Below are 25,692 nucleotides of genomic sequence, written 5' to 3' on the forward strand. Positions count from 1 at the left end.
AACAATAGTCTGTTAATAGTATTAACCATGCGCATGCTATTCATTCCTTCAACCGGAGCAATTGCTACGTCATTACGACAAAGCACCTAAATTTGCACGTAATATTTAACACGCAACTCAAAGCACTCTGATTAATGAAACGCTACAAAAGTCTGGCTTAAAATTCGGCTAGATTAAAAATCTGAGGTTAGAGAATAAAAGTATTATTGCATCATTAAACCCAACATTCTCAGTCATTGAGTATTGAAATAAGGGATGGCTGGCTAATATTTAAAATATTAGCCAGCGGAAGAGGTGAATTGGGTCAAACTCGATTGATCAATCATAGGGATAGGCATTGGGTACAAAAAACTGCTCATTAATTGGTGGGCGCTCATATTCACCCTGTTCAGGCCTAGATGGAAGTTGGATGGCCGGCGGTGTCATGTCTTCCCAGGGGACCTTGCTGAGCAAATGCCGAATACAATTCAGACGAGCTCTACGTTTATCATCAGCCTCTACGGTGAACCATGGAGCTTCAGGAATATTGGTGTGAGTAAACATCACATCCTTTGCTTTAGAAAATTCAACCCAACGATTACGAGCTTCAAGGTCCATCTCGCTAAGCTTCCAACGACGCGTAAAATCGTTAATCCTTGACTGGAATCTGGCCTCCTGTTGTACGTCACTAACTGAAAACCAATACTTGAGTAAAAGAATGCCACTTTGTACGAGCATCCTTTCAAATTGAGGACAAGCTTGATAGAAGCGCTCTAGCTCATCTTGTGTACAAAAACCCATGACCCGTTCCACTCCAGCGCGGTTATACCAACTGCGATCAAACACAACAATTTCTCCAGCGCTAGGAAAATGATCAACGTATCGCTGGAAATACCACTGGGTCTTTTGTTGATCTGATGGGGTTCCCAAGGCCACAACACGGCAACCTCGGGGATTCAAAGGTTCTGTCAATCGTTTAATCGTGCCCCCTTTACCAGCTGCATCACGGCCTTCAAACAGCACAATCATGCGAAAACCAGTGGCTTTTATCCAGTACTGCATCCTCACCAAATCAGACTGAAGCTTCTTCAATTCAGATTCATATCGCTTCTTGTTGAGACGTTGAACACTTGAATGAGCACCATCTGAAAATGCTGATGGTTGTTTGATCTCTTGATCAGTACCATCAAGACTTTCCATATCCAGCTCACTGATTTTGTCTGATGAGACGGAAGCCTTCTTTAGTTTCTTATTCTTGTCTTTGCCCATTTCATCTTTCTAGCAAAGGAAACTTGTATTGCCTCCTAAAGTGACAAAAAGAGACCATGAATCAAGCTTTCTCAATCCTTGAGCAATCTTAAAAAAAAACATTGAGAATATCAACGGCGTTTTACTGCAACGACTTTTCAGGAGGGTCAAAAGGCAATTGAAGCCTTACCGCAAAGCGACCAGGTTGATCTTCACTGGTTCCATCAGAAGCAACAAAGCTAAGTTGGCCTCCATGTCGACTAACAACATGAGTAACGATCGCCAACCCGAGGCCGCTATGCCCTTGTTCCCGGCGTGATTCATCCAAGCGTTGAAAAGGTTGTAAGGCTCGCTCCCACTGATCCATTGGCATGCCTTTTCCCTGGTCCCAAACTTCGATGCGATAGCTGTGTTCAAAGCCATGCAGCGACACAGTCACGGGGGCTAAACCGTAGGTAAATGCATTGTCGATGAGATTGACAACTGCTCGTCCCAAGGCAACAGGCCTCACCTTGGCCATAAGAGGTTGAAGATCAAGCCTCAGCAAATCGGCAGAATGAGTAGCGCAGACCTCAGCCATCCACGCATCTAGAGGCAACTCCACCAAGGCTTCGCTATCACCACCACCGGCAAAAAGAAGAAACTGGCCAGTAATTCGCTCAAGAGACTCTAAATCCCTTGAACATTGCTCACGATCATTAGCACTGAGGGATGGCAAAGACAGCCGAAAACTTAGTCGAGTTATGGGGGCTCTCAGATCATGGGCGATGCCTGCAAGCATCGTTGCCCTTTCACGGCGGCTGGCCGATAAGCGTAAAAGCATGGCGTTGAAACGTTGTGTGAGGCGTTGAACTTCAGGAGCTCCCACTGCTGCTACAGCCTCAGGATCAATACCATCACCAACACGAGCGAGAGCCCTTTCCAGACCCCTCAACGGTCGATCAACCTGAAAGAGAAGAAAAAGACCACCACAAATCACCACGGCACCAACCAAAGCCAGCCCAAACATGATTGGCTCCGGTGGCCAAGCAAACGCGGAACGCAGTCCAACTCGGAGCCAAACGGGCTCTAAAGGGGAAATAAGTTCAATCCAAGCTCCTCGTTGCGCACCTTCAGCCGAGAAAGGAACCAATATTGGACAATGGGAGAGTCGTTGGCATAGATGCCTCTGAAGCGCATCTGTTTGCCGCTGAAGAGAATGATCAAATCGGAGCGGATCTGGTGGTCGATCGATCACTGCTAGATCCAGCCCTGTTAGTTCAGAAACCAAACCAGGGGGATACCGCTCAAGAGCTAACTCAGTAAGACGGACGTTGAGTGATAGATCACGACCAAGTTGAACGGTCTGAAGCATCTCTAACTGTCGGCCAAAGAGCACCTGCAAAACCAATAAACAAAGCGCCCAACTGCCAAGAACTAGGCCACTCCAGCCCAAAGAAGTGAACACGATCGCCGACCAGCGTTGTGTCCGCGTCATCAGCGAGACCTGGGCTCACCATCAGGGACAAAAACATATCCATAGCCCCATACGGTCTGGATATAGCGAGGTCGACTGGAATCGGGTTCGACCAACCTTCTCACTCTCGAAACCTGAACATCCATGCTTCGACTATCCGTTTCACAAGCTGGCCCACGTGCGAGTTCGATCAATCGTTCCCTAGAAAGAGGGCGATGAGGATGTTGTACAAAGGCGGACAACAAGCTGAATTCTCCACTTGTAATCACAACTGGAGAACCATTTTGGGTCAGGGTACGAGCGGAAAGATTCAACACATTCCCACCAAAAACCACATCGCCACCCTCTGCTAAAGGGGTGCCAGCGGGAAGCGCACAGCGCCGTCTCAAAACGGCTTCAATACGAGCAGAAAGCTCGCGTGGAAGGAATGGCTTGCCGAGGTAATCGTCTGCACCTTGCTCGAGACCGATGATCCGATCAACGGCCTCCCCCCTCGCGGTAAGCATCACAACAGGCAAATCATCCCCTGCATCACGCAAACGACGCAGAGCGGAAAGGCCATCATCACCCGGCAGCATCAAGTCAAGGACAACAAGATCAGGTCGTTGAAATTCCAACCGTGCTTCAAGTTGCTTAACATCGCTGAGACAGCGAACGTCATAACCCTGGTCAATCAGATAGGTACCCACCATCTGACGCAGTTCTGGGTCATCGTCCACAACCCAGATCATCGAGGAGCGTTCCTTCACTATTGCGTGCTCTAGAAGCCACTGTTCCTCGATGGTATAGACAATATCTGTCGTTTTTTCTACAGGGGTTGGACCATGTCACACCTCAAACAGCCTTGGTCATAGTTCAGTCATCGACATTGCTGGACACTATCCATAGGCTGATTTCATGACAAATCAGCCAAGGCCCCCTTTTTGCTGGCCGAAATCATTGAGATCTAAAGGCTGGAAGTTGATCACTGCTGGATTGATCAGCATGGGAACCTTACTAAGTCAAGCTGCTGGCAAGGCAGTTTGCATTAACTATGGGAAACGAATGGAGATCATGTTTATACGCATGGACCTGAACAACGATGGTCGACTGGATGCAAGTGAGGTGGGAGAAAATCCCTACCTAAAACGCCGGCTGAATAGAAAGGGCTCAATAGGATATCTATTACTTGAGGACATAAAACCTCCGGGCATCCATCCAAACGGTAAACGGCTCCAACGACGTTTCAAGCAAGCCGATATCGACGGCAATGGGAAACTCAATCGCGATGAAGCTCAGTCAATCCGCTGGCTGGCCAACAACTTCAACAGACTGGATTTAAACAACGATAGCGATATAACGATGGAGGAGCTTTGGATGTTGCAAAGATCCCTGGCGCCGCATCCTCATCCTCGCAGTCACTAACGACGGATTGGCCTTCTGGAAACCTTCTTCGGCCTACTCCATAGTTGTGCAAAAAACCTCAACATCCGCCAGCTGCCACCAAGGAGAAGGATTAGTCCAAGCATCACGAGTCCAGCCAACAAAATCACCGAACCAAGACCCAAAAGGGCCTCAAGTAGATGAGTGATACCGCGAATCAGATCTGCGATTGCTTCGCTGACAATCACCACCCCATCAAGTCGTTGAGGAACCCAGTTCAAAAAAGCTAATAAACCGATGCCGCCAAGCAACATCAGCATCGATTCAACAAATTGACGCCAAAGAGGAAGAACCTTTCTGGGGCGAGATCTGCGGAAAACCTGACGTTGACGATCTGAGTTATTAAATTTTCGAAGAGGACTGCTCATGGGATAAGTCATTAGGGGGGTCCGCTTCAACAGGACACGATTAATTCGATCTTCACGCCTGCATTCCTGCCAATGGGAGGTATGAAAGTGTTTTCAATAGACCGTAATTCTGGCCTGCAAGATCTGTTCGTCAACGATCAGAACGTGATTGCAACTCTGGCGCATTAGGAGTGGCAGGGGACAGCGTTCCATCTAGATTCCGTGGAACAGGCAGCAACAGACCAAGACCTGCAATCAAAAACAATGCTGCGCCACCAATCAATGGAGCTCCTAAGCGTTGGCCAAGAGGGACTCGCTCGGCCAGTTCCTGACGAGGCAATGGGTAATCAATTGGCAACTCCCAGTGAACCTGCACACGCGAGTCAAGGCGAAGATCATCCAGACAACGCACGAGATCAGCAAGCTCTGCATCGTCAAGGTTAAGAGTGAGAGGAGGGACATTCGGCTGACTACTACGCAAAAGCAGTTGATGTCTATCCCCAACAGGAGAGATAACAACCACACTGGTTTCGTCACCAAAAGCTCGACTCACACCAGAAATGCGGTGGCGTGAATAGGGGAGCACAGCAGCCATCAAGGCCTGCAGATGTTCACGCTTGCCTTCTAGCTCTGGTGAACCAACCAATTGCAGCCGCCAACCCGACAGAATGCCTAGAGCACCATCCCCATGACCTGCGGAGAAATCTGGCAGGCCCTCCACCTGAAGGCGGACTGCCGTTTGGTCATAACGGAAAGAGAGGTTCAGCATCAGGGTGTCGGATCAAGCAGGCTGGCGCGCAGGCGATCGACTCCTCCATTACCAGCAGCAAGAGCAAGCGTAAGCACCAGCTCACGCTGAATAGGCTGAGATTGCTCTGGCCTCAACAGACGCTGAACCGCTCCGCGCCGAGGATTCATCCTCTCCTCGATCAGATCGCGCAGCCGCTGATCAAGCAAAGTCCAGCGCTGCAAATTGAGTTCTTCTGGTTCACGTGAAGAAAGCAGCTGATGAAGAAGGGGATAAAGACGGCTTGCCATGAAACAAAGCAAGCGAAGCAAAGCCTCAGTATCAATAGAACTGAGGTCACCTCGACGGGTAGCGCGTCTCAGTGGATTGTGACAACGTCGCTTCCAAAGCTCAACCCGGTTGGGGAACTGTTTCTGCAAACCCAACTGATTGGTTGCCCAGAGCATCGCCTCACCACCATTGAGATCAAGTGATTCGACCACAAGCAAGAGAAGGTCTAGACGCTCAAGTCCTCTCCTGCCAAGAACGGTGTTGTTCTGCACGCCGCTCTGCTTTTGCTCAAAGGGTTTCTGTGGCTGAACAGTTGATGAAGGGTCTGAAGTGGTTGTTGCATTGATCATGGCTGCGATGATGCCAGGCCTAAGGCCCCTGCGTCACCACTCTTTGGATCTTCGCCACCTCATTCAAGACGTACCAGACTTTCCAAAACCTGGAATTCTCTTTCGGGACATCAGTCCCCTGCTGCGTGATCCCGATGGCTGGGATGAAGTGATGCGACAGCTAGGAGATCTCTGCACAGAATTCAAACCCGATTTAATTGTCGGAATCGAATCACGTGGATTCATTGTGGGAACAGCTTTAGCAACGAGTCGCAAAATCGGCTTTGTTCCGGTTAGGAAGCCTGGCAAATTGCCTGGTGATGTTCTTGGCATCGACTATTCCCTGGAGTACGGCAGCGATCGGCTCGAGATTCATGCGGATGCTCTGCAAGGTCATCCCCGTGTCTTAATGGTGGACGACCTTCTGGCGACTGGAGGAACTGCAAAAGCCACAGTCGAGTTAATCGAGCAGGCTGGTGGTGATCTGGTGGGATGTGGTTTTGTGATCGAATTAGCCGCTCTCGGCGGGCGTCAGCAACTTCCAGTTGAGATGCCAGTGAAATCACTGATTATCTACTCCTGATCATTTTCCCAATCGAGAACCTGCTGATACTGAGTCAGGCTGAGTAAACCGAAACTCCAAAGCACGACCGGCAGAGGGGCTTGCTCAAGTTCTGCCTGACGCAAGCCCAAGTTAAGAGCGTTCTCGCTAAGGCCGAGTTTCTGTTGCAAAAACTGCAGTAACTGGGGTGAGAATGACGGCTGCGGATGGCTACAGATCACCATTTAACCAACTGCAGTAGACGATCATTCTGGCAACAATCTGATAACTGTGATGGGTCCATCTGTCATGGCCTTCAAAAGCAACTGACGCAACAAAGAGAGGCGAGCCAGAAGAAACATCAGCGGCAGTCGAACCATCAGCAACAGGATGTTTCGACTGGAGAAAAAGCGCACGATCAGATCAGTAAATAAACCAACCAACACGAGATCAAAAATGCGCTGGCGGGCATAGACCTGAGGCAACTTCTCAGCAGGCAACTTGCCCTCATCGACATTCTTCACAACGTTGATCAACGTGCTTACGTCACGCCAACAAAGATTCAACCCTTGTCCTCCGACAGGATGACAGCGATGCCCAGATTCACCCACAAGGACGCCACGACCTCGCTGCAAACGAAGGGCAAAGGCGAGTTGGAGAGGAAATGCCGCAGGACGATCCAAGAGCACATCTGGCTGAAGGCCATCTGGTAACACCGCCGCAAGATGATCAAGAAAGCACGAAGGAGAAAGACCAGCACGTTCTTGGCATCGTCTCAAAGGGCCACTCCAAACCATCTGGAAGACCTCACCTCCCATTGGCAAGACAGCTAGGGGGCCTTCAGCACGAAAAAGCTCATATGCCATCAAGGGATCAGCACCCCGAAGCAGCACCTTGGCTGTTAAGCACCCATTTTGATAAGGATGGTTCCAAGTGTTGATACCCCATGCCTCCCGGGTAAGAGATCTCGGACCATCAGCCGCAACAACCAAATCGTGCCCATCGAGATGATTGTCATCAAACTTCCCCAAATTTAAAAGCACCTTTGGAGATGTCTGAAGACGATCAATCAGCAATTCCATTAATGGTCGATGGTCAAGAATCCAGCCGACGGCACCGTGAAGCTGATTTTGGCTTGAAAGATCATCAACCTCAAAATAGGTATGACGATTCAGCTCCTGATCATCTAGCCGCAATCTTGTAAATGGAGCGAGATGAGGAATCAGTGAGGCCCATAGATCAAGTGATTGAAGCAATCGCCTTGATGAATGCGTAAGGGCATAGGCTCTACTTCGTGCTGGCAACTCTTCAACTGTTAAGGGGTCACAGAGGGTGACGCTGTTACCTAGCCGAGCAAGAGCAAGCGCCAAAAGCGACCCAGTGGGACCAGCGCCAAGGATCTTCACTCGTATGTCAACTGGCAAAGACCCTTTTGCTGCAGAGTGGAACCGGTTCAAGTGGTCAACCAGAAAATGAGAAACAGATCACTAGTGATTTTGCTGCAGGTTCGCCAATAGCTGTGAATTGATCAACCATGTTCTAAAGCTCCTCAAAGCAGTTTCCCAACCATCTCTGCAAAAAGTGAACGGCAATGCAATATCCCTGAGCATGGCGAAGCATCCAGAAGGATGTTAACTGGCTGGCATCCCCCCTGTATTTCAGTGGTAAATCCTAAAAGTGTTCAATCTTAAAAGTATTGATTGATCAACCGATCAACCATCCTCTTGTTGAGGACCTCACAGAGGAATCGAGTAATCGTATAAGTCAAACGAACGCTGCCATTTGCACCCCTAAGACTCTTCAAGCTAGTGGCAAGAAAAATCTCTTAGCGCGATTCAGCTGGTCTGGCGAGCAAAACGCAACTGACACAGCTCCTCAAATGCAGGCCTTAGCAAAAAGGGATACTCCCCGACCCACAACCGCTGCCCTGGCAACCATGCATCAGTCAGTGCAGCGATACGGCTGAAATCCTTGCGATCGCTCAGCACCAGGCAACGAATGAGAGATCCAGCTCTGATGGACTGATGCTTCTTGGACATCGGAAAGCTCAATTGACCCAAATATCCATCTTCATCCTCTAACTCAAGAACAATCCAAGTACGTCTGTTCTCAACAAGCTCCAATTCTCCGAGCTTGTTCGCTTGCTCATGACGGTCCAGCACTCGTTCACGGGTGAACACATTGGCCACCTCACCTTCGAAGATGGCCGCCGCCGGATAACGACGAAGTCCTGCATTGCGCTGACCCGCTTCAACGATTGGGCCCCAAAGCACATAAAGCAGAAGAGCCACTCCAACAACAAGCCAGACAGCGCCCCATCGACTCGCTAGCTGACTCTGACTAATCAATAGTGTGATCACACCTCCAATGGCTGCGATCATGACCCTCTGCAGAATCTTGCGAGGGTTGCCAAGGGCCGCTGCGAATTGATTACTGGTGGCCACTGCAGGGATAAGCCTCTGAAGCTCTCCTGGACGCAAAGGGACCAACATCGACAGGCAAATGAATTTCAGATGAGGCGTTCAAGGCCATAAACCAGACCTTGAAGCTGTCGCACCTTACGAACGGTTAGCAACACACCTGGCATGTAGGCCGAACGATCAATGGTGTCGTGTCGGAGTGTATAGCTCTCTCCAGGAGCTCCGAACATCACTTCCTGATGGGCAACCAATCCAGGCAGACGAAGCGAATGGAGTCTTAAGCCACTAGCTCGTAAGCCACCACGGGAACCAGTCAGCGATTCATGCTCATCAACTTCAGGCGAATTAAAACTTTTACCGAGCTCCTCCATCATCTCTGCAGTTTTTATACATGTGCCACTCGGGGCATCAGCCTTACGGTTGTGATGCAGCTCAGTCAGTTCTGCATGTTGATAGAAGCTCGCAGCCGCGGCGGCTGCCTGTTGCAGTAAGACCATGCCAACAGAGAAATTTGGGATAACAGCTCCCCCCATCGAGGCCTTTTCAGCAAAGTTGCTGAGATCAAGCAACTGATCTGGAGACAGACCTGTAGTGCCTATGACCGGATGAACCCCATAGGCAAACGCCGCCCTGGTGTGCTCGTAAACCACTGAAGGATGAGTGAAATCAACAAGCACAGCACCTTGTCCAGGACCTGTCCGATGAAAAGACTGGCTGACAGAACAAAGACAAGCCTCAATGTCGGACGTCAAAGCAACATCAAGAGCACCAATTCCAAGCTCCTCCCCAACCTCCACGCCTTCCTTGCCTGGCGTTGTGTCCACTGCACCAACCAACTCACAATCCGAAGCGAGATGAACAGCTTTGATGACCTCAGCCCCCATGCGACCCAGTGCGCCAGCAACCACAACAGGAATCAACTCTGGAGGGACTGAGGACATGGGAGGGCGATCGCTGAATAAAGCCTATGGGTCGACTGATGTAACACCCAGGCAGCGAACTTCACGCTGAGCCCCAGACAACCTAGGCTTCATCAAATTACTTTGCAGTACGCCAATGTTCACACAGGTTCGCTCAGCCGATCGCCGAGTTGCTCCTGCTGAGAACCACAGCCATCAAGCTGTCATGAAAGCGGTGTATTTGGTACTCGAACCTCAGTACCAAAGTGCGCTTTCCCAGGCCGCAAACAGCCTCAATTCACAAAATGGAGCCATTGGCGTTGAACTGAGTGGTTACCTCATCGAAGAACTGCGCGATCCAAGCAACTTTGCAGACTTCCAAGCAGATGTAGCCGAAGCCGATGTTTTTATCGCCTCGCTGATTTTCATTGAAGACCTAGCTCAGAAAGTGGTGGACGCTGTCACACCCCATCGCGAGCGGCTCAAAGCCATTGTTGTTTTTCCTTCCATGCCGGAGGTGATGCGGCTCAACAAGCTTGGCACCTTCACCATGGCCCAGCTGGGACAGAGCGATAGTGTTATCGCCAACTTCATGAAAAAGCGAAAGGAATCAAGCGGTGCTGGATTCCAAGACGCAATGCTGAAACTATTAAATACACTCCCCAACGTTCTTAAATATCTGCCGGTTGATAAAGCACAAGATGCAAGAAGCTTCGTGCTCAGCTTTCAATACTGGCTAGGAGGTACGCCAGACAACCTGCGCAACTTCCTATTAATGCTGGCGGATAAGTATGTCTTTCCAGCGACAGAAGGGGAAGATCGTCCAAAACTAGACATCGTGGAGCCAGAGATCTTCCCGGACCTGGGCATCTGGCATCCGATGGCCCCTTCGATGTTTGAAGATCTCAAGGAATACCTCAACTGGACGACCAGCCGCACGGATCTCTCAGAAGAAGCCCGCAAAGGCCCAATGATCGGTCTTGTCCTGCAGCGAAGCCACATCGTCACTGGTGACGATGCCCACTATGTCGCTGTCATTCAGGAACTCGAGTTCCGTGGTGCACGTGTCCTCCCCATTTTCTGTGGTGGGCTTGACTTCTCTAAGCCTGTCAATGCTTTCTTTTTCGACCCAATTAACCCTGACCAACCCCTAGTCGATGGGGTGGTTTCCCTCACTGGATTTGCCCTTGTGGGTGGCCCTGCCAGACAGGATCACCCCAAGGCCATCGAATCTCTCAAGCGCCTTAGCCGCCCTTATATGGTTGCGCTCCCGCTTGTCTTCCAAACAACTCAGGAATGGGAAGTTAGTGACTTAGGCCTGCATCCAGTTCAGGTTGCACTACAAATCGCCATCCCAGAATTAGACGGCGCCATCGAGCCAATCGTGCTCTCTGGTAGGGATGATGCCACCGGCAAAGCCCACACACTTCAAGACCGGGTTGATGCGATTGCTGAACGAGCAATCCGTTGGTCATCTCTAAGAATCAAGTCAAGAGCTGAGAAAAAATTAGCAATTACTATTTTTAGTTTCCCTCCTGACAAAGGAAATGTTGGCAGTGCTGCCTACCTCGATGTTTTTGGTTCCATCCATCGTGTTTTGGAGGAAATGAAGGCTCAGGGCTACGACATCCAAAACCTCCCCAAAGACTCCAAAGCACTGATGGAGGCGGTAATCAATGATCCTGAAGCACTAGAGGGAGCACCAGAACTGGCCATTGCACACCGTATGAGTGTGGCTGAGTACGAGCACCTGACACCTTATTCAGAGCGCCTTGAAGAAAACTGGGGCAAGCCGCCAGGAGAACTCAATAGTGATGGTCAAAACCTACTGATCTATGGACGTCACTTCGGCAACGTCTTTGTAGGCGTTCAACCCACCTTCGGCTACGAAGGAGACCCAATGCGCTTGCTCTACTCAAGAAGCGCCAGTCCTCATCACGGCTTTGCTGCTTACTACACCTATCTCGAAAAAATCTGGAAAGCTGATGCTGTGCTCCATTTTGGCACCCACGGCTCTCTCGAATTCATGCCAGGCAAGCAGATGGGCATGAGTGAAACCTGCTATCCAGATTCATTGATCGGAGGGCTGCCAAATCTTTATTACTACGCAGCGAACAATCCCTCCGAAGCAACGATTGCAAAAAGGCGTGGTTATGCCTCCACAATCAGCTACCTCACTCCTCCAGCAGAAAATGCAGGCCTCTATAAAGGCCTCAAGGAACTGGGCGAACTGGTGGGGTCCTACCAGCAACTGCGTGAAGGCGGTCGTGGTGTGCAAATCGTCAATACCATCATTGAAACCGCACGCCAATGCAATCTTGATCGCGACGTAGACCTACCAGAACAAGACTCGGCAGAGCTAGATCTCGACCAACGGGATGCCGTTGTAGGCGCGGTGTATAGCCAATTGATGGAAATCGAGAGTCGCCTTCTGCCATGTGGACTTCACACGATCGGCAAACCACCCACGGCAGAAGAAGCGATAGCGACTCTGGTAAGCATCGCCGCCCTTGAACGTGAAGACGATGGTCTTCGTTCGCTTCCTGGGCTGTTAGCAGAAGCGATAGATCGCAAAATAGAAGATATCTACAAAGGAAATGATGACGGCATTCTTGCTGATGTAGAGCTCAATCGCACTATCACTGAGGCATCTCGTGTCGCCGTTAGAGCGATGGTGCAATCTCTCACGGGACGAGACGGACGCGTCAATATGAAAGATAATTCCAACTGGTATTTGGATTGGTTTTTTAATCTACTTCAGCGTTTTGGTGTAACACGCCCCAATGCATGGTTGCAAGCCTGTAGCAAAGCTGGATTCGGCAACATTGATTCCATTGAGCTTGACAAACTGTTTGCTTATTTGCGCGGTTGCCTTGAAAAGATATGCGCAGACATGGAAATGCAGAGCCTCCTGCGTGCCCTCGATGGAGAATATGTGCTTCCTGGTCCAGGTGGAGACCCAATTAGAAATCCAGGGGTTCTGCCAAGTGGCAAAAACATTCATGCTCTCGATCCACAGGCCATCCCTACCAGAGCTGCCGTTGCTGCAGCAAAAGGAGTTGTCGACAAATTAATTGAACGTCAACGCCAAGAACAGGGCGATTGGCCAGAAACAATTGCCTGTGTTCTTTGGGGTACAGATAACATCAAAACCTACGGTGAATCACTTGCGCAAATTCTCTGGTTTATTGGTGTAAATCCAGTACCAGACTCTGTAGGTCGTGTTAACAAGTTAAAACTCATTCCCCTTGAAGAGCTTGGTCGACCAAGGATTGATGTGGTCGTGAACTGTTCAGGAGTATTTCGAGATCTGTTTATCAACCAAATGGCATTAATCGATCAAGGCGTCAAGATGGCAGCTGAGGCCGATGAACCACTTGATCAAAACTTCGTCCGCAAACACTCCCTTGAACAAGCAAAGGCACAAGGCACAAGCCTTAGGGATGCAGCCTGCCGTGTATTTTCCAATTCAAGTGGAAGTTATAGCTCAAACGTAAATCTTGCAGTAGAGAACTCAACATGGGAAGAAGAGAATGAACTTCAAGAGATGTATCTTTCACGCAAGACATTTGCCTTTAATGCTGACAACCCAGGAGAGATGAACCAAAACAGAGAAGTGTTTGAATCTGTCATGAAAACAGCAGATGTCACATTCCAAAACCTTGATTCTGCTGAAATTTCACTTACTGATGTCAGCCACTACTTCGACTCAGACCCCACAAATTTAATCAAGGGTCTTAGAGATGATGGCAAAGCTCCAACGAGTTACATCGCAGATACAACAACAGCAAATGCGCAGGTCCGCTCTCTGAGCGAGACGATTCGATTGGATTCCCGTACAAAGTTACTCAATCCAAAATGGTATGAAGGCATGGTCAACTCAGGCTATGAAGGCGTTCGCGAAGTCGCCAAGCGCCTGAACTTTACCCTCGGATGGAGCGCAACTAGCGGACAGGTAGATAACTTTGTCTACGAAGAGTCAAACGAAACCTTCATCAATGATCCAGAGATGCGTAAGCGTCTCATGGAACTTAATCCGCATAGTTTCCGTCGTATTGTTGGTACCCTCTTAGAAGTCAATGGCAGAGGATATTGGGAAACATCTGATGAGAACATCCAGCAATTGCAAGAGCTTTACCAGGAAATAGAAGATCGAATTGAAGGAGTAACAACTCCAGACAACCAATCATCTGGCGAATGATTAAAAAGTAACTCAAGCCCTAATTACCAGAGTCTGCTAGCCATTTGAAGGGTCTGATGGATTGGGCCCACATCATGCACTCTCACCATTGCCGCCTTCGCCTGCAGACAACGGCAGGCCACGGCGGCAGTACCCCATAGACGAGCGTCTGGGTCCGGTTGGTTCAAAACATCTCCGATGAAGCGTTTCCTTGAGGGCCCAACTAAAACAGGGAAGCCTTCAGAGCAAATCCTCTCTAGATGCTTCAACAAAATCAGATTTTGTTCAGTGGTTTTAGCAAAACCCAAGCCTGGGTCCCAAATCAACTGTTCAGATCGGATACCAGCCGCCAAAGCCTGTTCCGTTCGACGAAGTAGTCCAAGACGAACCTCTTCAATCACATCGCTATAAGTGGCGAGTTGATCCATGGATTGACTGTTGCCACGGCTATGCATCAACACATAGGGACATCCTGCTTCGGCAACAACCCGCAGCAACTCTGGATCACGCCTGCCGCCGCTGACATCATTGATCCAATCTGCACCTGCTTGCAGAGCTGCCTGCGCCACCTCCACAAGGAATGTATCCACAGAGATCAACGCCTGCGGGTGAGCTGCACGTATTGCATGAAGAGCAGGCATCATTCTGTTCAACTCCTCTTGCCAACCAACCTCCTCGGCCTTAGGCCTCGTGCTCTGAGCACCAAGATCAAGAACATCTGCTCCTTGCTTTAAAAGAAGAGTTGCCTGTGCAAGGGCACTAGCAGGGTCTAGATAATTGCCACCATCGCTAAATGAATCGGGCGTGATATTAATCACCCCCATCACATTCGTTCGCTGTCCCCATCCCTGCGGCCAAGGAGATTTAACTGGTTTGATAATTGGCAATGCGAGCAAAACTCTCTGGGTCAAGGGAAGCACCACCCACCAACACTCCGTCGATATCACTCATCGCCATCAACTCATCAATATTTCCTGGTTTGACCGAACCGCCGTACTGAATGATTAGTTCTGAAGCCCCGACCCAACGACGAATGAGGCCACAGATACGATTCGCCTCCGATGCTTCGCAAGTCTTGCCCGTGCCAATCGCCCAGATGGGCTCATAAGCAACCACAAGTTTGTCTGGATCGGTGTCTTCCAGTCCCTGTTCCACCTGTCGTCGAATCACACGCTCAGCCTCTCCTCGTTCACGCTGCTCATCACTTTCACCCACGCAGACAATCGGGATCAGACCATGCGCTTGGGCTGAACGAGCACGACGGTTGATCTGTTCATCACTCTCACTGAAGTATTTGCGCGGTTCACTATGGCCAACAATCGCGTATCGCACTTGATGCTCCAGAAGCATCGTTGGCGAAACCTCTGCGGTATAAGCACCATCATCCTCCCAATGCACATTCTGGCTTGACAATTCCAGACGACTGCCGCCAACGGACTCTGCCATTGAGGAGATGGCGGTGAATGGTGGGGCAATCACTACATGACGGTCATTGGGAGTGGCTTCGATTAATGGCAGGAACCTGGCCGTGTACTCCCGTGCCTGAGCACAGGTCATGTGCATCTTCCAGTTGCCAGCGATCACGGGTTTACGCACGCTCGGGTCCTCTGAAGTTCCGCAGGGGCTAACTTACGGCCCTGTCGAAGCATTGCCGACAAAGACCGCCTCATCTGTGCCCAATCGAACCCGGTTGCCTGAACTCAAATGGCGGCCACGCCTTGTTTCAACAGAGCCATTTACAAACACCTGCCCTGACTGGATCAGCTGTTTCGCCTCGCCTCCAGTGGACACCCAGCCCTGCCATTTAAGAAATTGATCCAACTTCATTGAATAAGCAGAGGGTTCACGCAACTAGTGTGACTCGATGTTTTCCTCCTCCGAAGCCGGCTTCCGCAGACTGCTTCCCCTCTTACGCCCTCACCTGCGCAGGCTGATCTGGGGAGGTGTGTGCATGCTGATTTACGTAGGCTGCTGGCCGCTACTGGCATGGCTTGCTGGGCAGCTAATTCCAGCGATCGGGGCAGGCAAGCTGGCCCAGGTTGTGCAAGTGATTGCCATAGCACTCACTGTTTTTCTGGTTCAAAAACTGGCTCAATTCGGACAGGACACCATGCTTGCCGGGCCAGCATTACGAGTGAGCCAAGACCTGCGTCGTGATTTGTTTGCACAGCTGCAACAAGTCGAACTAGGGGCCCTCGAGAAACTGTCCTCAGGAGATCTCACCTATCGGCTCACTGAGGATGCCGATCGTGTGGGAGAAGTGATTTACAAGACCATTCAAGACACCACACCAAGTGCTCTGCAATTGGTGGCGGTATTTGGCTATATGGTTTTTCTTGACTGGCAACTATCACTAGCCACCCTGCTGCTGGCGCCGATAGTGGCGATCTTGGTAAGCCAGTTTGGTGCCAGAGTCATGAGAGCTGCTGAACGCAGCCAGCGACAGGTGAGCGATCTTGCAGGGCTACTTGGTGAAGCAATCCAAGGGTTGCCTTTGGTGAGAGCCTTTGCTGCAGAACCCTGGCTTCAGAAGCGCTTTGAGGCCGAAGTTGATCTTCATCGTCAAGCGCGATACCAAACCCTGCGTTTGCTCGCTCTACAACATCCTGTCGTGGGCTTCATCGAAGCCGCTGGCATCCTCACAGTCTTGGCGATTGGTGCCGCTCGAATTCAAACCGGCGGAATGGATGGGCAAAGTTTCAGCAGCTATGTGGCTGCCTTGCTGATGCTGATCGATCCCATTAGCCACCTCACCACGAATTTCAATGAATTCCAGCAAGGACAGGCCTCACTACGCCGCCTGCGAGAAATTGAACGCGAACCACAGGAACCTCCTGACATTGACCAGGCTGAACCACTAGGGCGCTTAAAAGGTGATCTAGTGCTTCGTCACGTCAGTTTTGCCTATGTCAATGAGCAGCAGGTGCTACACGATCTATCTCTAGAAGTGAAGGCTGGCCAAGTCGTGGCACTCGTGGGTCCATCTGGTGCTGGCAAGAGCACTCTGTTTTCATTACTTTTACGCTTCAACACGGCCCAGCAAGGAAAGATTCTTCTAGATGGCCATGAGCTCGGCAAGGTGAAAGCCCAGGAGCTGAGACGTCAAGTGGCCTTGGTGCCGCAACGAACAACAGTCTTCTCTGGCAGCGTCGAGGAAGCCATTCTTTTCGGTCGAAGTGCGAGCCAGGACGAGGTCAAAGAAGCAGCAAGCCTTGCCAACGCTCACGATTTCATTGTGTCATTACCGGAAGGATATTCAACTCAATTGGAAGAACGAGGCACAAATCTTTCTGGTGGCCAACTTCAACGCATCGCAATTGCCAGAGCCGTGCTCGGCAACCCAGCCGTACTGCTGTTGGATGAAGCCACTAGTGCACTAGACGCAGAAGCAGAAGCAGCGATACAACTTGGACTACGTCGTGCTATGCAAGGACGTACGGTTATTGTCATTGCCCATCGTCTGGCAACTGTTCAGGAAGCCGATCAGATTGTTGTCCTAGAAAAAGGATGTATCAGTGATCGTGGCAGCCATGACGAACTAATGGCCCGTACGGGTCGCTATAGAGAGCTCTGCGAACGACAGTTCATTCGTGATTTGCAGAGTGTCTCAAAGAGAGACTAAGAGATGGAACGCATCCCATAGAATGAAGATCCAACCTTTGCTTCAATGCTAAAGGTAATGCTCTGTTTCCCCTGAAAATGGCTCCGAAATGGCCCTTAGGTAGGTCCAAAAGTACCAATGACACTCAAGAACAGAACTCAAACACGATGACTGACTCTGCAGCTAACAAGCCTGACCCTGTACTCACTTTTGAAGGTAAGCGTTACGACCTGAATTCACTACCAGATGAATTGAAGGAACTGGTCCGTGGCATGCAAGTTGCTGATGCCCAACTACGCATGCACGAAGACACACTCAAAGTGCTTGCATTGGGGCGTCAGACTCTGGCAATGCAATTGAATGAAAAACTCAAAGACGTCACCCCTGTACCAGACGCATCTTGAAGTGACGTTTTGCAGCCTCACGTCTACCCCCATTCAAATCGGTAGTTTTTGCTGAGACCAAAGAATATTCGCAATCGCACTCACTAGAAAGCCAATCAGGCGAAGAACAACCATGAGCCCATAAGGGTATGAGCAACAGCCCAGACAAACCCTCGATCAGCAAGAGAGATTGCACCAGCGAAACCTGAAATAGTGCCAGTGTCATGTCCATGGCCATGGTGGCCCAAAGTTGATATCAGCAAAGTCTGCGAACTATTGTTCTAGCCTCATAAAAGCTAAAGCCCAATAACCCGCATGATGAAAAGCAATACCATCGGCGTTTCAAGGGCATAAAGCCCACCCCTAAGATCATCAAGCTGGCTGTGAGCAAGATAAGGATGACAATTGGTCGATCAGAGATGAAACTGTTATTCGAGTCAAAATAATTTTGATGACAGCTAAAAACAGAAAGACTTAAAAGAATTGATTGGCTTTTTCAACACAATCAACGCTGTCATCACTGACAATCAAGCAAAGACTGCCTATATTAATCTGAACCAAATTGACAACCATTATCATTTATTTCAAAGTTGTTCAAGTTCTACGAACTTAAACAACTGCTGTTCAGCAGCCGTTCCAGCAAAAGCATCTTTTTTCACTAACCTTTCACTCAATACCCACAAGCCATCATCAGCCAAGGGCACAAAAGTATCAGTGAACTGACTCATACCACTGGTAGGCTCATTTGTTTTTGGGTCGTGGTATTGACTGCTATAAGTATGACTTAGGTAGCCATAACCTGTATTCGTCGTACTTTTTGTAAAAATGGTCACCACTGTTCCGTGAATATGGCGATGAACCATCGTGACCACATCATTTTTGATGCGATAACGATCACCAAGATTTTTACCTCCAACGATCACTTCTAAGCCAACATCATCGTTGTCACCTGCGGTAAAAGTGTTTTCACCATGGGTCTTTTCAAAACTGCGTCGTACTCGATGTATGGCAACTTCCCATAGCTGGGAAGAGACAGCCTTAGCGATCAATTCATCTTCTATACCATCAACATGGGCCTTGAGATCTGCTCCCAACTCAAACTGCCCTTCCACGACGCGATCATCCTTGACCCAGAGACACCGACCCCGATAACCAGAAAAGACCGGATCCCAGGTGTAGCGATTCTCATAAGCCGCCTGAAATAGTTCTCGACAATCACTACCAGGAGCCAAAACAATAGGAGAAGCGTTAGCGATCACGGTAAGAATTTCAGTTGAGCAAGCCTAATGGGAGATCAAACATGGATGTCTTGAAGGGCCGCTACGGATAGTGACTGTTGCTGGAGTGCCGTGATTCCCTCGACAGCAGCTCGTGCTCCAGCAATCGTCGTAAGGGTAGGCACGGAGTAATCAAGAGCTGCTCGTCGCAAATATTTGTCGTCATGAGCGGCCTGACGGCCAATAGGTGTATTGATCACCAACTGAATCTGACCAGAGCGAATCAAATCTTCGATATTGGGACGTCCCTCATGAACCTTGAGTACTGGCTGAACGTTCAATCCAGCCTGATTAAGGGCTTGAGCAGTTCCGGAAGTGGCCGTGAGATCAAAGCCAAGTTCAATCAGCCTTTCAGCGACAAGTAGTAGCGCTGGCTTATCCCGGTCATGAGTAGAAAGAAAGACAGTTCCACGAATTGGTAGGGGATCACCAGCTGCAATTTCAGACTTGGCAAACGCCATGCCAAAACTGGAGGCTGAACCCATCACTTCTCCAGTGGAGCGCATCTCCGGGCCAAGCACCGAATCGGCCCCAGGGAAACGACGGAATGGCAATACGGCTTCCTTGACAGACTGAAGGGGTGGTTGAGGCTCATGCGTAAGTCCAACAGCCGCCAAGGTCTCTCCTGCCATGAGCCTAGTTGCGATCCTGGCCAGGGGTACTCCTGTGGCTTTAGCCACAAAAGGAACGGTACGAGAAGCACGAGGATTGGCCTCGATGATGAACACTTGCTCATCACCCGCTTCATCCCGCTGGACAGCGAACTGCAGATTAATCAACCCCTGAACTTTGAGCGCAAGGGCCAACGCTTCACTCCAGAGACGAATCGTGCGAAGGGCTTGCTCACCAAGAGAGATGGAGGGAAGGCAGCAAGCGGAATCACCAGAATGAATTCCAGCAGGCTCAATGTGTTCCATCAAACCGCCAATCAAAACAACTCCATCAGAGTCACAGAGAGCATCAACATCAACTTCCACAGCATTTTCCAGATACTGATCGATAAGCACTGGATGATCGGGTTCGACCTGAACCGCTTCAGCCATATAGCGATTCAATTCTTGTTCATCAAAGACCACCTCCATGGCTCGGCCTCCAAGCACATAAGAGGGACGAACAACAACGGGATAACCAATGCGAAGTGCTACGGCTCGGGCATCTTCTTCACTGCGAGCCAGGCCATTACGAGGCTGGCGAATTTGAAGCTGCCGCAGGATCGCCTCGAACTGTTCACGATCTTCAGCCCGATCAATTGATTCTGGTGATGTACCCCATATACGTGTGCCTGTTGACTTTCCGATCGAACTCTCTAGCCAACGAAGCAAGGGAATCGCCAACTTGAGTGGGGTCTGACCACCAAACTGAACGATGACACCATTAGGCCGTTCAGCCTCGATCACATTGAGTACATCCTCAAGAGTAAGAGGTTCGAAATAAAGTCTGTCACTGGTGTCATAGTCAGTGGAGACAGTTTCGGGATTACTGTTAACCATCACAGTGACAAATCCCTTGTCCTGCGCAGCAAATGAAGCATGGCAACAGCAATAATCAAACTCAATTCCTTGGCCGATGCGATTAGGACCGCCGCCAAGAATCATCACTTTTAATCGCTCATCTGCAACGACCTCGCTTTCCGGCTCAAGTTTATACAATTGGTCATCAGAATCAAGACGGTACAGGGGGCGCTCATAAGTTGAATAATGATATGGAGTAGTAGATGAAAATTCGGCAGCGCAAGTATCGACTGTCTTAAAAACAGGTTTGATATTTAACAGTTCACGACGAGCACGTACAGCGAGCTCTTCAGAACCTGTCGCCCAAGCAATCTGACGATCGGAATAGCCAAGCTGCTTCAAGCAGAGTAGAGACTCCTCATCCAATTCATCTAATTTACGTCCATGCAGATGCGTTGTCTCAATGTTGATCAAATGGCGTAATTTGGCTAAAAACCAAATATCAATTTTGCTCAAAGCGTAAATATCTTGGTCACTGCGTCCGGCCAACATCGCTGTTCTAACTGCCATGATCCGTTCAGGAGAAGGCGTGCGCAACAAACGCTCAATTTCTGTAGGCGTAAGTTCTGGCTCCTGCCGATCACAACCCCAACCAGCCCGCCCGATTTCCAGAGAACGCATCGCTTTCTGAAAAGACTCTTCGAAACAGCGACCGATCGCCATAGCCTCCCCCACAGACTTCATTGCAGTAGAGAGAACAGCAGGGCTGCCTTTAAACTTCTCAAACGCAAATCGCGGGATCTTCGTGACGACATAATCAATTGTGGGTTCAAAACACGCTGGTGTCTTACCCGTGATGTCGTTAATAATTTCGTCAAGGGTATAACCCACAGCAAGACGAGCAGCAATCTTGGCAATTGGAAAACCCGTGGCCTTACTGGCCAGCGCTGATGATCGACTAACGCGCGGATTCATTTCAATAACAACCACCTCGCCATCATCTGGATTGATCGCGAACTGAATATTGCTACCCCCCGTAGCAACACCTATCTCACGAATAATGGCAATGGACTGATCTCTAAGCCTCTGATACTCACGATCGGTGAGAGTTTGCGCAGGAGCAACGGTGATGGAATCTCCTGTATGAACACCCATCGCATCGAGATTTTCAATGCTACAGACGATCACAACGTTATCCGCCAAATCACGCATCACCTCTAACTCAAACTCCTTCCAACCCAACAACGACTTTTCGATCAAGATCTGAGAAACCGGGCTGGCATCAAGACCGCTTTTGCAGATCGCTGCAAATTCTTCTGGGTTGTAAGCAATGCCACCACCACTGCCGCCAAGAGTGAAGGCTGGTCGGATGATGCGTGGAAAACTATTAATCACTTCACCAACCTCTTCTGCCTCCTTGAGGCTGGAAGCAATCCCTGAAGGACAAACGTTGACTCCTATACGCTCCATCGCCTGCTTAAACAGCTGGCGATCTTCGGCCTTTCGGATTGCAGCGAGATCTGCACCGATCAACTCAACGCCAAAACGTTCGAGTGTGTGATTTTCAGCCAATGCCACCGCCAAATTAAGAGCCGTCTGGCCGCCCATGGTTGGCAGCAACGCATCAGGGCGCTCTAACTCAATGACACGAGCCACTACCTCGGGTGTGAGCGGCTCGATATAGGTGCGATCTGCCATCTCCGGGTCCGTCATGATTGAGGCCGGATTGGAATTCACCAACACCACCTCAAAACCCTCATCCCGCAAGGCCTTGCATGCTTGAGTGCCGGAATAATCAAATTCACAGGCCTGGCCAATCACGATCGGACCTGACCCCAGCAGCAGGATGCGACGCAGATCAGACCTACGGGGCATGGAATTTCAGGTATTGGCCAAACGCGACTAGCTTCCCACGCAACGTCAGAGATAACTCAGGAAAAACACCCTGGCGCCATGTAGTCGCTAGCTTTATGAGTACGGAGAGAGATCAACACCATGAGCGAACTCCAGCGCCTTAAGGGGCAGCTGCCGCCAGAGATGCAGAGCTGGGTGTTCGTGGAGGCGGCAGCAGCGGTAGATCCACCGCTCATTACCCTCGAGGAAATCGGACGCGATGAGGTCGAGATCCAAATCGATCTCGAACAATGGGACAATCTCGCGCTCGACCATCGCAACTTGCTCTTCTGGCATGAAGTCGGTCGAGTCCAGAACGACACCATTCCACGCGATGGCTGGGAAATGGCTGCTCTAGCCATCGGCCTCGGCGGTGCAATTGGTGAACTCTGGGTTCAAGACGGATTGTTGCTACTAATGGCCCTAGGTCTTTCGGGCTTCGCTGGATATCGCCTCTACTTAAAGAACAACTCTGAAAAGCGGCTTCAGGATGCGATCGCTGCCGATGAACGGGCCATCGATCTGGCCTGTCGTTTTAATTACAGCGTGCCAAATGCCTACAAGAGCCTCGGAGGAGCGCTAAAGGAGCTTGTGGAACAAACCCGCAAAAAGAAGAAGCGCAGCTTCTATGAAGATCGATTGGAAGCCCTTAGGAAAAGTGCTGGCAAAGCGCGAGCAGAGATGGCTGAACAGGAAGGATCTCGCCAATCCGTAAGCAGTGAGAACGTCTATGGATAGTGAACAGCTGGCAGCAATGGCCGCTGAAGCCTGCGACGATCGCAAAGCGACAGACATTCAACTGATCCGTATCGATGAGGTTTCCAGTCTGGCGGACTGGATGGTGATTGCCGGAGGACTGTCTGAAGTCCAAGTACGAGCGATTGCCAAATCTGTTCAAGACCGCCTTGAGGAAGAAGCCGATCGACTGCCATTGCGAAGCGAAGGTCTTAATGAAGGGAAATGGGCTCTGCTGGATTACGGCGAATTAATCGTGCATGTTCTACAGCCAAGCGAACGAGGCTTTTACGACCTGGAAGCCTTCTGGAGTCATGGAAAGCATCACGGCTTCATGAGCGCGAATCTCTCTCAAGCATCCTGAGACTTAAAAACACCACTTTGAATGAGTAGCAATTAACACCAACTCGAAGTTCCATTGCTTGGTTATTTGGCACGAACCATGGACTTCATCACAAGCTTCATCATCAAAGGGGGCGAGTCTCTGCCAGGCTCTCTGAAGCCCAAAAGTCTGCTTGAGCATGAATCTTCCAACCTGGTTCGGAAGCTCCCAGCGTTCGAGCACAACGCCTCTTGAAGTAAGCCTTAAGCGTGGCTCCAGCGTGGAGTCGATCCATCGTGTGCATGCTGTGGTTTGCGATGGGCGAGGGCGCGTCCTAATGCGAGCGGGCTGTGCAGACTTTGAAACCTTCATCCGTTCAGCTCTAAAGCCCTTTCAAGCACTGCCATTTTTGAGTAGTGGTGCAGCAGAGCAAATGAACTGTGGGGAAAAAGGATTAGCAATCTGCTGTGGGTCCCATTCAGGGACAGCCGCCCATGCCCGCGAAGCCTTCAGGTTGCTTTGGAATGCCGAGCTAGACCCAAGCCTGCTGCAATGCCCGATTCCAACAGGAGGCACGAGCCCGCTAGAGCACAACTGCTCCGGGAAACATGCTGGCTTTCTTGCGACGAGCAAGAAAATGGGTTGGCCCCTTGATTCATACCTGCAAGGCAACCATCCTCTGCAAGTCGAGGTGAATCGACGCATAGCCGAACTGCTTGGGCTACCGGCCGACGAGCTCGTAGCTGCCAGGGATGACTGTGGAGCACCAACCCTTCGCCTACGGCTAGACCAAATAGCTCTGCTCTATGCCCACCTCGGGGCATCACGTCAGGCAGAAATGGAACAAGTGATTAGGGCAATGTTGGCCCATCCTGAACTCGTAGCAGGGGAAGGCCGATTTGACACTGAGCTCATGCGACGAGCTCACGGACAAATCGTGAGCAAGGGTGGAGCAGAAGGTGTCCAATGTCTAAGTCGCGTTGGTGAAGGGATGGGTGTGGCGATCAAAGTAGAAGACGGATCCAAACGAGCAAAACATGCTGTAGCGCTCCACCTACTTCGCCAACTTGATTGGCTCACCCCAACCGGACTCCAAGAATTAGAGGAACAGGTGTTGCTCATTGCTCCAGGTGTGCAGCTGGAAGTGGCCGGCGCTCTTCGATACCAGGAAACCTAAACAAAGACCAGGTTGGACAAGCCTCAAAAGGTATGCTTTGAGGGTCACCGCGGGGTAGAGCAGTCTGGTAGCTCGTCGGGCTCATAACCCGAAGGTCGGGAGTTCAAATCTCCCCCCCGCCACCACTTCAAAGCCCCTCTCTGAGGGGTTTTTTAATGTCTGCGACTAGGAAGTTCTAAAACTGACAGGAAGGCCCAACCTGTTCTACTTGCTCGTATTTGCACCCACTTTTAGCGGTAATACCCCCACCAGTGGGGAGTGTACGGAAGACTAAAAATGAACGGGAAGGGCGTCATGGAAAAAGGCAGGGTCAGATCAAGCGAAAACACCTGGGACCGTCTTGTAGGCGATTTACGGGCTAAGGATGCACAACTGCGCATGGGAAGACCGCTCGAACTAAGGGAAGGATTCCTCAGATCTTTAAGTACAAGAATAGCCAGAGTATTTGCCTAGGCAAAATATTATCTAATGCCATATTGTCTACCCACACTTACAAAAGAAAAGCTCAAAGACATGCATTTACTTTATCTACGAGCAGTGCTTTTAAGAGCTTCCACCCAAAAGACAAAAGCCACTCCTGAATCTGAAAACAAGACTGAGTGGATTTACTAAAAACCCTTTCCTCCAAAAGCTTTCAAGATGTCAAGAGATTGGAACAAACAAAAACCTGAATGTAGAATACTTAAAATGCCTTTCCTACGACTGATCCAAGCCCATACTCCTTCCCCTGGTTGAAGAGGTCTTCATGGTTGCCTCCAATCCCATTCAAAACAACCTGAACCTATACGGACAACAAACTGCTGGCGATGTAAGCAAGGCTGGGAGCAGGCTATTGGGGACAAGTGAGTGGGATGAGGCTAGTGGCCTAACAACAGGAAGCGTCGGCTCCAGCGACTACGTCGACTCACTGGAATCACCAACATCAACAGGCGTGATCGGTGCTGATGGCAACGAAGATCCCAACGACAACGACATTCAAGGCGATGTCTTCCAAGATCAACTGACCCTTTAAAG

General features: G+C 50.1%; 24 protein-coding genes and 1 tRNA gene. 10 read left to right on the top strand and 15 right to left on the bottom strand.

Annotated elements, in window-relative coordinates; translation table 11 throughout:
• Positions 1-318: 318 nt before the first annotated feature.
• The 3 genes from ppk2 to PMIT1303_RS06830 all read right to left on the bottom strand — a co-directional run bounded on the left by ppk2 (position 319) and on the right by PMIT1303_RS06830 (position 3,414).
• A complete protein-coding gene (gene ppk2 / locus PMIT1303_RS06820) occupies positions 319-1,248 on the bottom strand; it encodes a polyphosphate kinase 2 (protein ID WP_063398068.1) in 930 nt (309 codons plus the stop codon).
• A gap of 121 nt (positions 1,249-1,369) precedes the next feature.
• Positions 1,370-2,704 carry an ATP-binding protein gene (locus PMIT1303_RS06825; RefSeq protein ID WP_063398069.1) on the bottom strand — a complete coding sequence of 445 codons (1,335 nt, stop codon included), beginning with the start codon at positions 2,702-2,704 and terminating at the stop codon, positions 1,370-1,372.
• Positions 2,704-3,414, bottom strand: a complete 711-nt coding sequence (locus PMIT1303_RS06830; protein WP_063398070.1) for a response regulator — start codon at positions 3,412-3,414, stop codon at positions 2,704-2,706. Before PMIT1303_RS06830 ends, PMIT1303_RS06825 begins: the two co-directional genes overlap by 1 nt.
• Positions 3,415-3,667: 253 nt before the next feature.
• Between PMIT1303_RS06830 and PMIT1303_RS06835 the strand changes: the two genes are divergently transcribed.
• Entirely contained in the window at positions 3,668-4,087 is a 420-nt protein-coding gene (locus PMIT1303_RS06835; protein ID WP_231901372.1) for a hypothetical protein, read from the top strand.
• Here PMIT1303_RS06835 and PMIT1303_RS06840 read toward each other — a convergent pair.
• The 3 genes from PMIT1303_RS06840 to PMIT1303_RS06850 all read right to left on the bottom strand — a co-directional run bounded on the left by PMIT1303_RS06840 (position 4,084) and on the right by PMIT1303_RS06850 (position 5,820).
• A complete protein-coding gene (locus PMIT1303_RS06840; protein ID WP_063398072.1) occupies positions 4,084-4,473 on the bottom strand; it encodes a hypothetical protein in 390 nt (129 codons plus the stop codon). The two genes, PMIT1303_RS06835 and PMIT1303_RS06840, sit on opposite strands and share 4 nt — an antisense overlap.
• 130 nt (positions 4,474-4,603) lie before the next feature.
• The gene (locus tag PMIT1303_RS06845) at positions 4,604-5,221 is read right to left on the bottom strand and encodes a DUF4335 domain-containing protein (RefSeq protein ID WP_063398073.1); all 618 of its coding nucleotides are present in this window, start codon (positions 5,219-5,221) and stop codon (positions 4,604-4,606) included.
• Positions 5,221-5,820 carry a DUF3038 domain-containing protein gene (locus tag PMIT1303_RS06850; RefSeq protein ID WP_011130187.1) on the bottom strand — a complete coding sequence of 200 codons (600 nt, stop codon included), beginning with the start codon at positions 5,818-5,820 and terminating at the stop codon, positions 5,221-5,223. The genes PMIT1303_RS06845 and PMIT1303_RS06850 overlap by 1 nt, the downstream gene beginning before the upstream one ends.
• Here PMIT1303_RS06850 and PMIT1303_RS06855 point away from each other — a divergent pair.
• The gene (locus tag PMIT1303_RS06855; protein ID WP_197459799.1) at positions 5,819-6,382 is read left to right on the top strand and encodes an adenine phosphoribosyltransferase; all 564 of its coding nucleotides are present in this window, start codon (positions 5,819-5,821) and stop codon (positions 6,380-6,382) included. The genes PMIT1303_RS06850 and PMIT1303_RS06855 overlap by 2 nt on opposite strands.
• On the opposite strand, the gene PMIT1303_RS06860 is transcribed toward PMIT1303_RS06855, so the two are convergent.
• The 4 genes from PMIT1303_RS06860 to dapB form a co-directional block, all read right to left on the bottom strand.
• On the bottom strand, positions 6,373-6,585 hold the full coding sequence (locus PMIT1303_RS06860; RefSeq protein WP_011826043.1) for a DUF2949 domain-containing protein: 213 nt from the start codon (positions 6,583-6,585) through the stop codon (positions 6,373-6,375). The genes PMIT1303_RS06855 and PMIT1303_RS06860 overlap by 10 nt on opposite strands.
• Before the next feature lie 21 nt (positions 6,586-6,606).
• Entirely contained in the window at positions 6,607-7,797 is a 1,191-nt protein-coding gene (locus PMIT1303_RS06865; protein ID WP_082824458.1) for an FAD-dependent monooxygenase, read from the bottom strand.
• Positions 7,798-8,175: 378 nt separating this feature from the next.
• Positions 8,176-8,832 carry a hypothetical protein gene (locus tag PMIT1303_RS06870; protein ID WP_063398075.1) on the bottom strand — a complete coding sequence of 219 codons (657 nt, stop codon included), beginning with the start codon at positions 8,830-8,832 and terminating at the stop codon, positions 8,176-8,178.
• A gap of 17 nt (positions 8,833-8,849) precedes the next feature.
• Positions 8,850-9,701 (bottom strand): 4-hydroxy-tetrahydrodipicolinate reductase, encoded by an 852-nt coding sequence (gene dapB, locus PMIT1303_RS06875; protein WP_063398076.1) that lies wholly within the window; start codon positions 9,699-9,701, stop codon positions 8,850-8,852.
• Between the two features lie 115 nt (positions 9,702-9,816).
• Between dapB and PMIT1303_RS06880 the strand changes: the two genes are divergently transcribed.
• Positions 9,817-13,860 (top strand): magnesium chelatase subunit H, encoded by a 4,044-nt coding sequence (locus tag PMIT1303_RS06880; RefSeq protein ID WP_063398077.1) that lies wholly within the window; start codon positions 9,817-9,819, stop codon positions 13,858-13,860.
• Positions 13,861-13,883: 23 nt separating this feature from the next.
• Here the strand turns inward: PMIT1303_RS06880 and folP are convergent, their stop codons facing one another.
• The 3 genes from folP to PMIT1303_RS06895 are packed head-to-tail and all read right to left on the bottom strand — an operon-like array spanning position 13,884 to position 15,666.
• Complete coding sequence (folP, locus tag PMIT1303_RS06885) at positions 13,884-14,750, bottom strand: dihydropteroate synthase (protein ID WP_156486931.1); 867 nt, start codon at positions 14,748-14,750, stop codon at positions 13,884-13,886.
• On the bottom strand, positions 14,704-15,435 hold the full coding sequence (tpiA, locus tag PMIT1303_RS06890) for a triose-phosphate isomerase (RefSeq protein WP_063398079.1): 732 nt from the start codon (positions 15,433-15,435) through the stop codon (positions 14,704-14,706). Before tpiA ends, folP begins: the two co-directional genes overlap by 47 nt.
• A gap of 33 nt (positions 15,436-15,468) precedes the next feature.
• On the bottom strand, positions 15,469-15,666 hold the full coding sequence (locus PMIT1303_RS06895; protein ID WP_063398080.1) for an RNA-binding S4 domain-containing protein: 198 nt from the start codon (positions 15,664-15,666) through the stop codon (positions 15,469-15,471).
• A 37-nt stretch (positions 15,667-15,703) separates the two neighbouring features.
• On the opposite strand from PMIT1303_RS06895, the gene PMIT1303_RS06900 reads away from it, so the two are divergent.
• Together PMIT1303_RS06900 and PMIT1303_RS06905 are read left to right on the top strand one after the other, a co-directional pair.
• Complete coding sequence (locus PMIT1303_RS06900; protein ID WP_063398081.1) at positions 15,704-17,461, top strand: ABC transporter ATP-binding protein; 1,758 nt, start codon at positions 15,704-15,706, stop codon at positions 17,459-17,461.
• Positions 17,462-17,607: 146 nt separating this feature from the next.
• On the top strand, positions 17,608-17,844 hold the full coding sequence (locus PMIT1303_RS06905) for a DUF6447 family protein (RefSeq protein WP_197459787.1): 237 nt from the start codon (positions 17,608-17,610) through the stop codon (positions 17,842-17,844).
• Positions 17,845-18,407: 563 nt separating this feature from the next.
• Here the strand turns inward: PMIT1303_RS06905 and PMIT1303_RS06910 are convergent.
• Together PMIT1303_RS06910 and carB are read right to left on the bottom strand one after the other, a co-directional pair.
• Positions 18,408-19,082: a DUF3386 domain-containing protein gene (locus PMIT1303_RS06910; protein WP_063398083.1), complete on the bottom strand. Its 675-nt coding sequence runs from the start codon at positions 19,080-19,082 to the stop codon at positions 18,408-18,410.
• A 35-nt stretch (positions 19,083-19,117) separates the two neighbouring features.
• Positions 19,118-22,426, bottom strand: a complete 3,309-nt coding sequence (carB, locus tag PMIT1303_RS06915; protein ID WP_063398084.1) for a carbamoyl-phosphate synthase large subunit — start codon at positions 22,424-22,426, stop codon at positions 19,118-19,120.
• A 120-nt stretch (positions 22,427-22,546) separates the two neighbouring features.
• Here carB and PMIT1303_RS06920 point away from each other — a divergent pair, with 120 nt between their 5' ends.
• The 5 genes from PMIT1303_RS06920 (at position 22,547) to PMIT1303_RS06940 (ending at position 25,690) form a co-directional block, all read left to right on the top strand.
• Positions 22,547-23,182, top strand: coding sequence for a DUF3318 domain-containing protein (locus PMIT1303_RS06920; RefSeq protein ID WP_011826028.1), 636 nt, complete (start codon positions 22,547-22,549; stop codon positions 23,180-23,182).
• A complete protein-coding gene (rsfS, locus tag PMIT1303_RS06925) occupies positions 23,175-23,543 on the top strand; it encodes a ribosome silencing factor (RefSeq protein ID WP_063398085.1) in 369 nt (122 codons plus the stop codon). The genes PMIT1303_RS06920 and rsfS overlap by 8 nt, the downstream gene beginning before the upstream one ends.
• Before the next feature lie 157 nt (positions 23,544-23,700).
• A complete protein-coding gene (locus PMIT1303_RS06930) occupies positions 23,701-24,678 on the top strand; it encodes an asparaginase (protein WP_063398086.1) in 978 nt (325 codons plus the stop codon).
• 48 nt (positions 24,679-24,726) lie between these two features.
• Positions 24,727-24,803 (top strand) — tRNA-Met (locus PMIT1303_RS06935).
• Between the two features lie 620 nt (positions 24,804-25,423).
• A complete protein-coding gene (locus PMIT1303_RS06940) occupies positions 25,424-25,690 on the top strand; it encodes a hypothetical protein (RefSeq protein ID WP_063398087.1) in 267 nt (88 codons plus the stop codon).
• Positions 25,691-25,692 lie beyond the last annotated feature (2 nt).

Origin of the sequence: Prochlorococcus sp. MIT 1303, assembly GCF_001631965.1 — a bacterium.
GTDB classification, from domain to species: Bacteria; Cyanobacteriota; Cyanobacteriia; order PCC-6307; family Cyanobiaceae; genus Prochlorococcus; species Prochlorococcus marinus_D.

Bases quoted from the DNA above. Each gene is read 5' to 3' on its own strand.
- ppk2 (WP_063398068.1), bottom strand. From the start codon at position 1,248: ATGGGCAAAGACAAGAATAAGAAACTAAAGAAGGCTTCCGTCTCATCA.
- PMIT1303_RS06825 (WP_063398069.1), bottom strand. From the start codon at position 2,704: ATGACGCGGACACAACGCTGGTCGGCGATCGTGTTCACTTCTTTGGGC.
- PMIT1303_RS06830 (WP_063398070.1), bottom strand. From the start codon at position 3,414: ATGATCTGGGTTGTGGACGATGACCCAGAACTGCGTCAGATGGTGGGT.
- PMIT1303_RS06835 (WP_231901372.1), top strand. From the start codon at position 3,668: ATGGGAACCTTACTAAGTCAAGCTGCTGGCAAGGCAGTTTGCATTAAC.
- PMIT1303_RS06840 (WP_063398072.1), bottom strand. From the start codon at position 4,473: ATGAGCAGTCCTCTTCGAAAATTTAATAACTCAGATCGTCAACGTCAG.
- PMIT1303_RS06845 (WP_063398073.1), bottom strand. From the start codon at position 5,221: ATGCTGAACCTCTCTTTCCGTTATGACCAAACGGCAGTCCGCCTTCAG.
- PMIT1303_RS06855 (WP_197459799.1), top strand. From the start codon at position 5,819: ATGGCTGCGATGATGCCAGGCCTAAGGCCCCTGCGTCACCACTCTTTG.
- PMIT1303_RS06850 (WP_011130187.1), bottom strand. From the start codon at position 5,820: ATGATCAATGCAACAACCACTTCAGACCCTTCATCAACTGTTCAGCCA.
- PMIT1303_RS06860 (WP_011826043.1), bottom strand. From the start codon at position 6,585: ATGGTGATCTGTAGCCATCCGCAGCCGTCATTCTCACCCCAGTTACTG.
- PMIT1303_RS06870 (WP_063398075.1), bottom strand. From the start codon at position 8,832: ATGTTGGTCCCTTTGCGTCCAGGAGAGCTTCAGAGGCTTATCCCTGCA.
- dapB (WP_063398076.1), bottom strand. From the start codon at position 9,701: ATGTCCTCAGTCCCTCCAGAGTTGATTCCTGTTGTGGTTGCTGGCGCA.
- PMIT1303_RS06880 (WP_063398077.1), top strand. From the start codon at position 9,817: ATGTTCACACAGGTTCGCTCAGCCGATCGCCGAGTTGCTCCTGCTGAG.
- PMIT1303_RS06895 (WP_063398080.1), bottom strand. From the start codon at position 15,666: ATGAAGTTGGATCAATTTCTTAAATGGCAGGGCTGGGTGTCCACTGGA.
- PMIT1303_RS06900 (WP_063398081.1), top strand. From the start codon at position 15,704: ATGTTTTCCTCCTCCGAAGCCGGCTTCCGCAGACTGCTTCCCCTCTTA.
- PMIT1303_RS06905 (WP_197459787.1), top strand. From the start codon at position 17,608: ATGACTGACTCTGCAGCTAACAAGCCTGACCCTGTACTCACTTTTGAA.
- carB (WP_063398084.1), bottom strand. From the start codon at position 22,426: ATGCCCCGTAGGTCTGATCTGCGTCGCATCCTGCTGCTGGGGTCAGGT.
- PMIT1303_RS06920 (WP_011826028.1), top strand. From the start codon at position 22,547: ATGAGCGAACTCCAGCGCCTTAAGGGGCAGCTGCCGCCAGAGATGCAG.
- rsfS (WP_063398085.1), top strand. From the start codon at position 23,175: ATGGATAGTGAACAGCTGGCAGCAATGGCCGCTGAAGCCTGCGACGAT.
- PMIT1303_RS06930 (WP_063398086.1), top strand. From the start codon at position 23,701: ATGAATCTTCCAACCTGGTTCGGAAGCTCCCAGCGTTCGAGCACAACG.
- PMIT1303_RS06940 (WP_063398087.1), top strand. From the start codon at position 25,424: ATGGTTGCCTCCAATCCCATTCAAAACAACCTGAACCTATACGGACAA.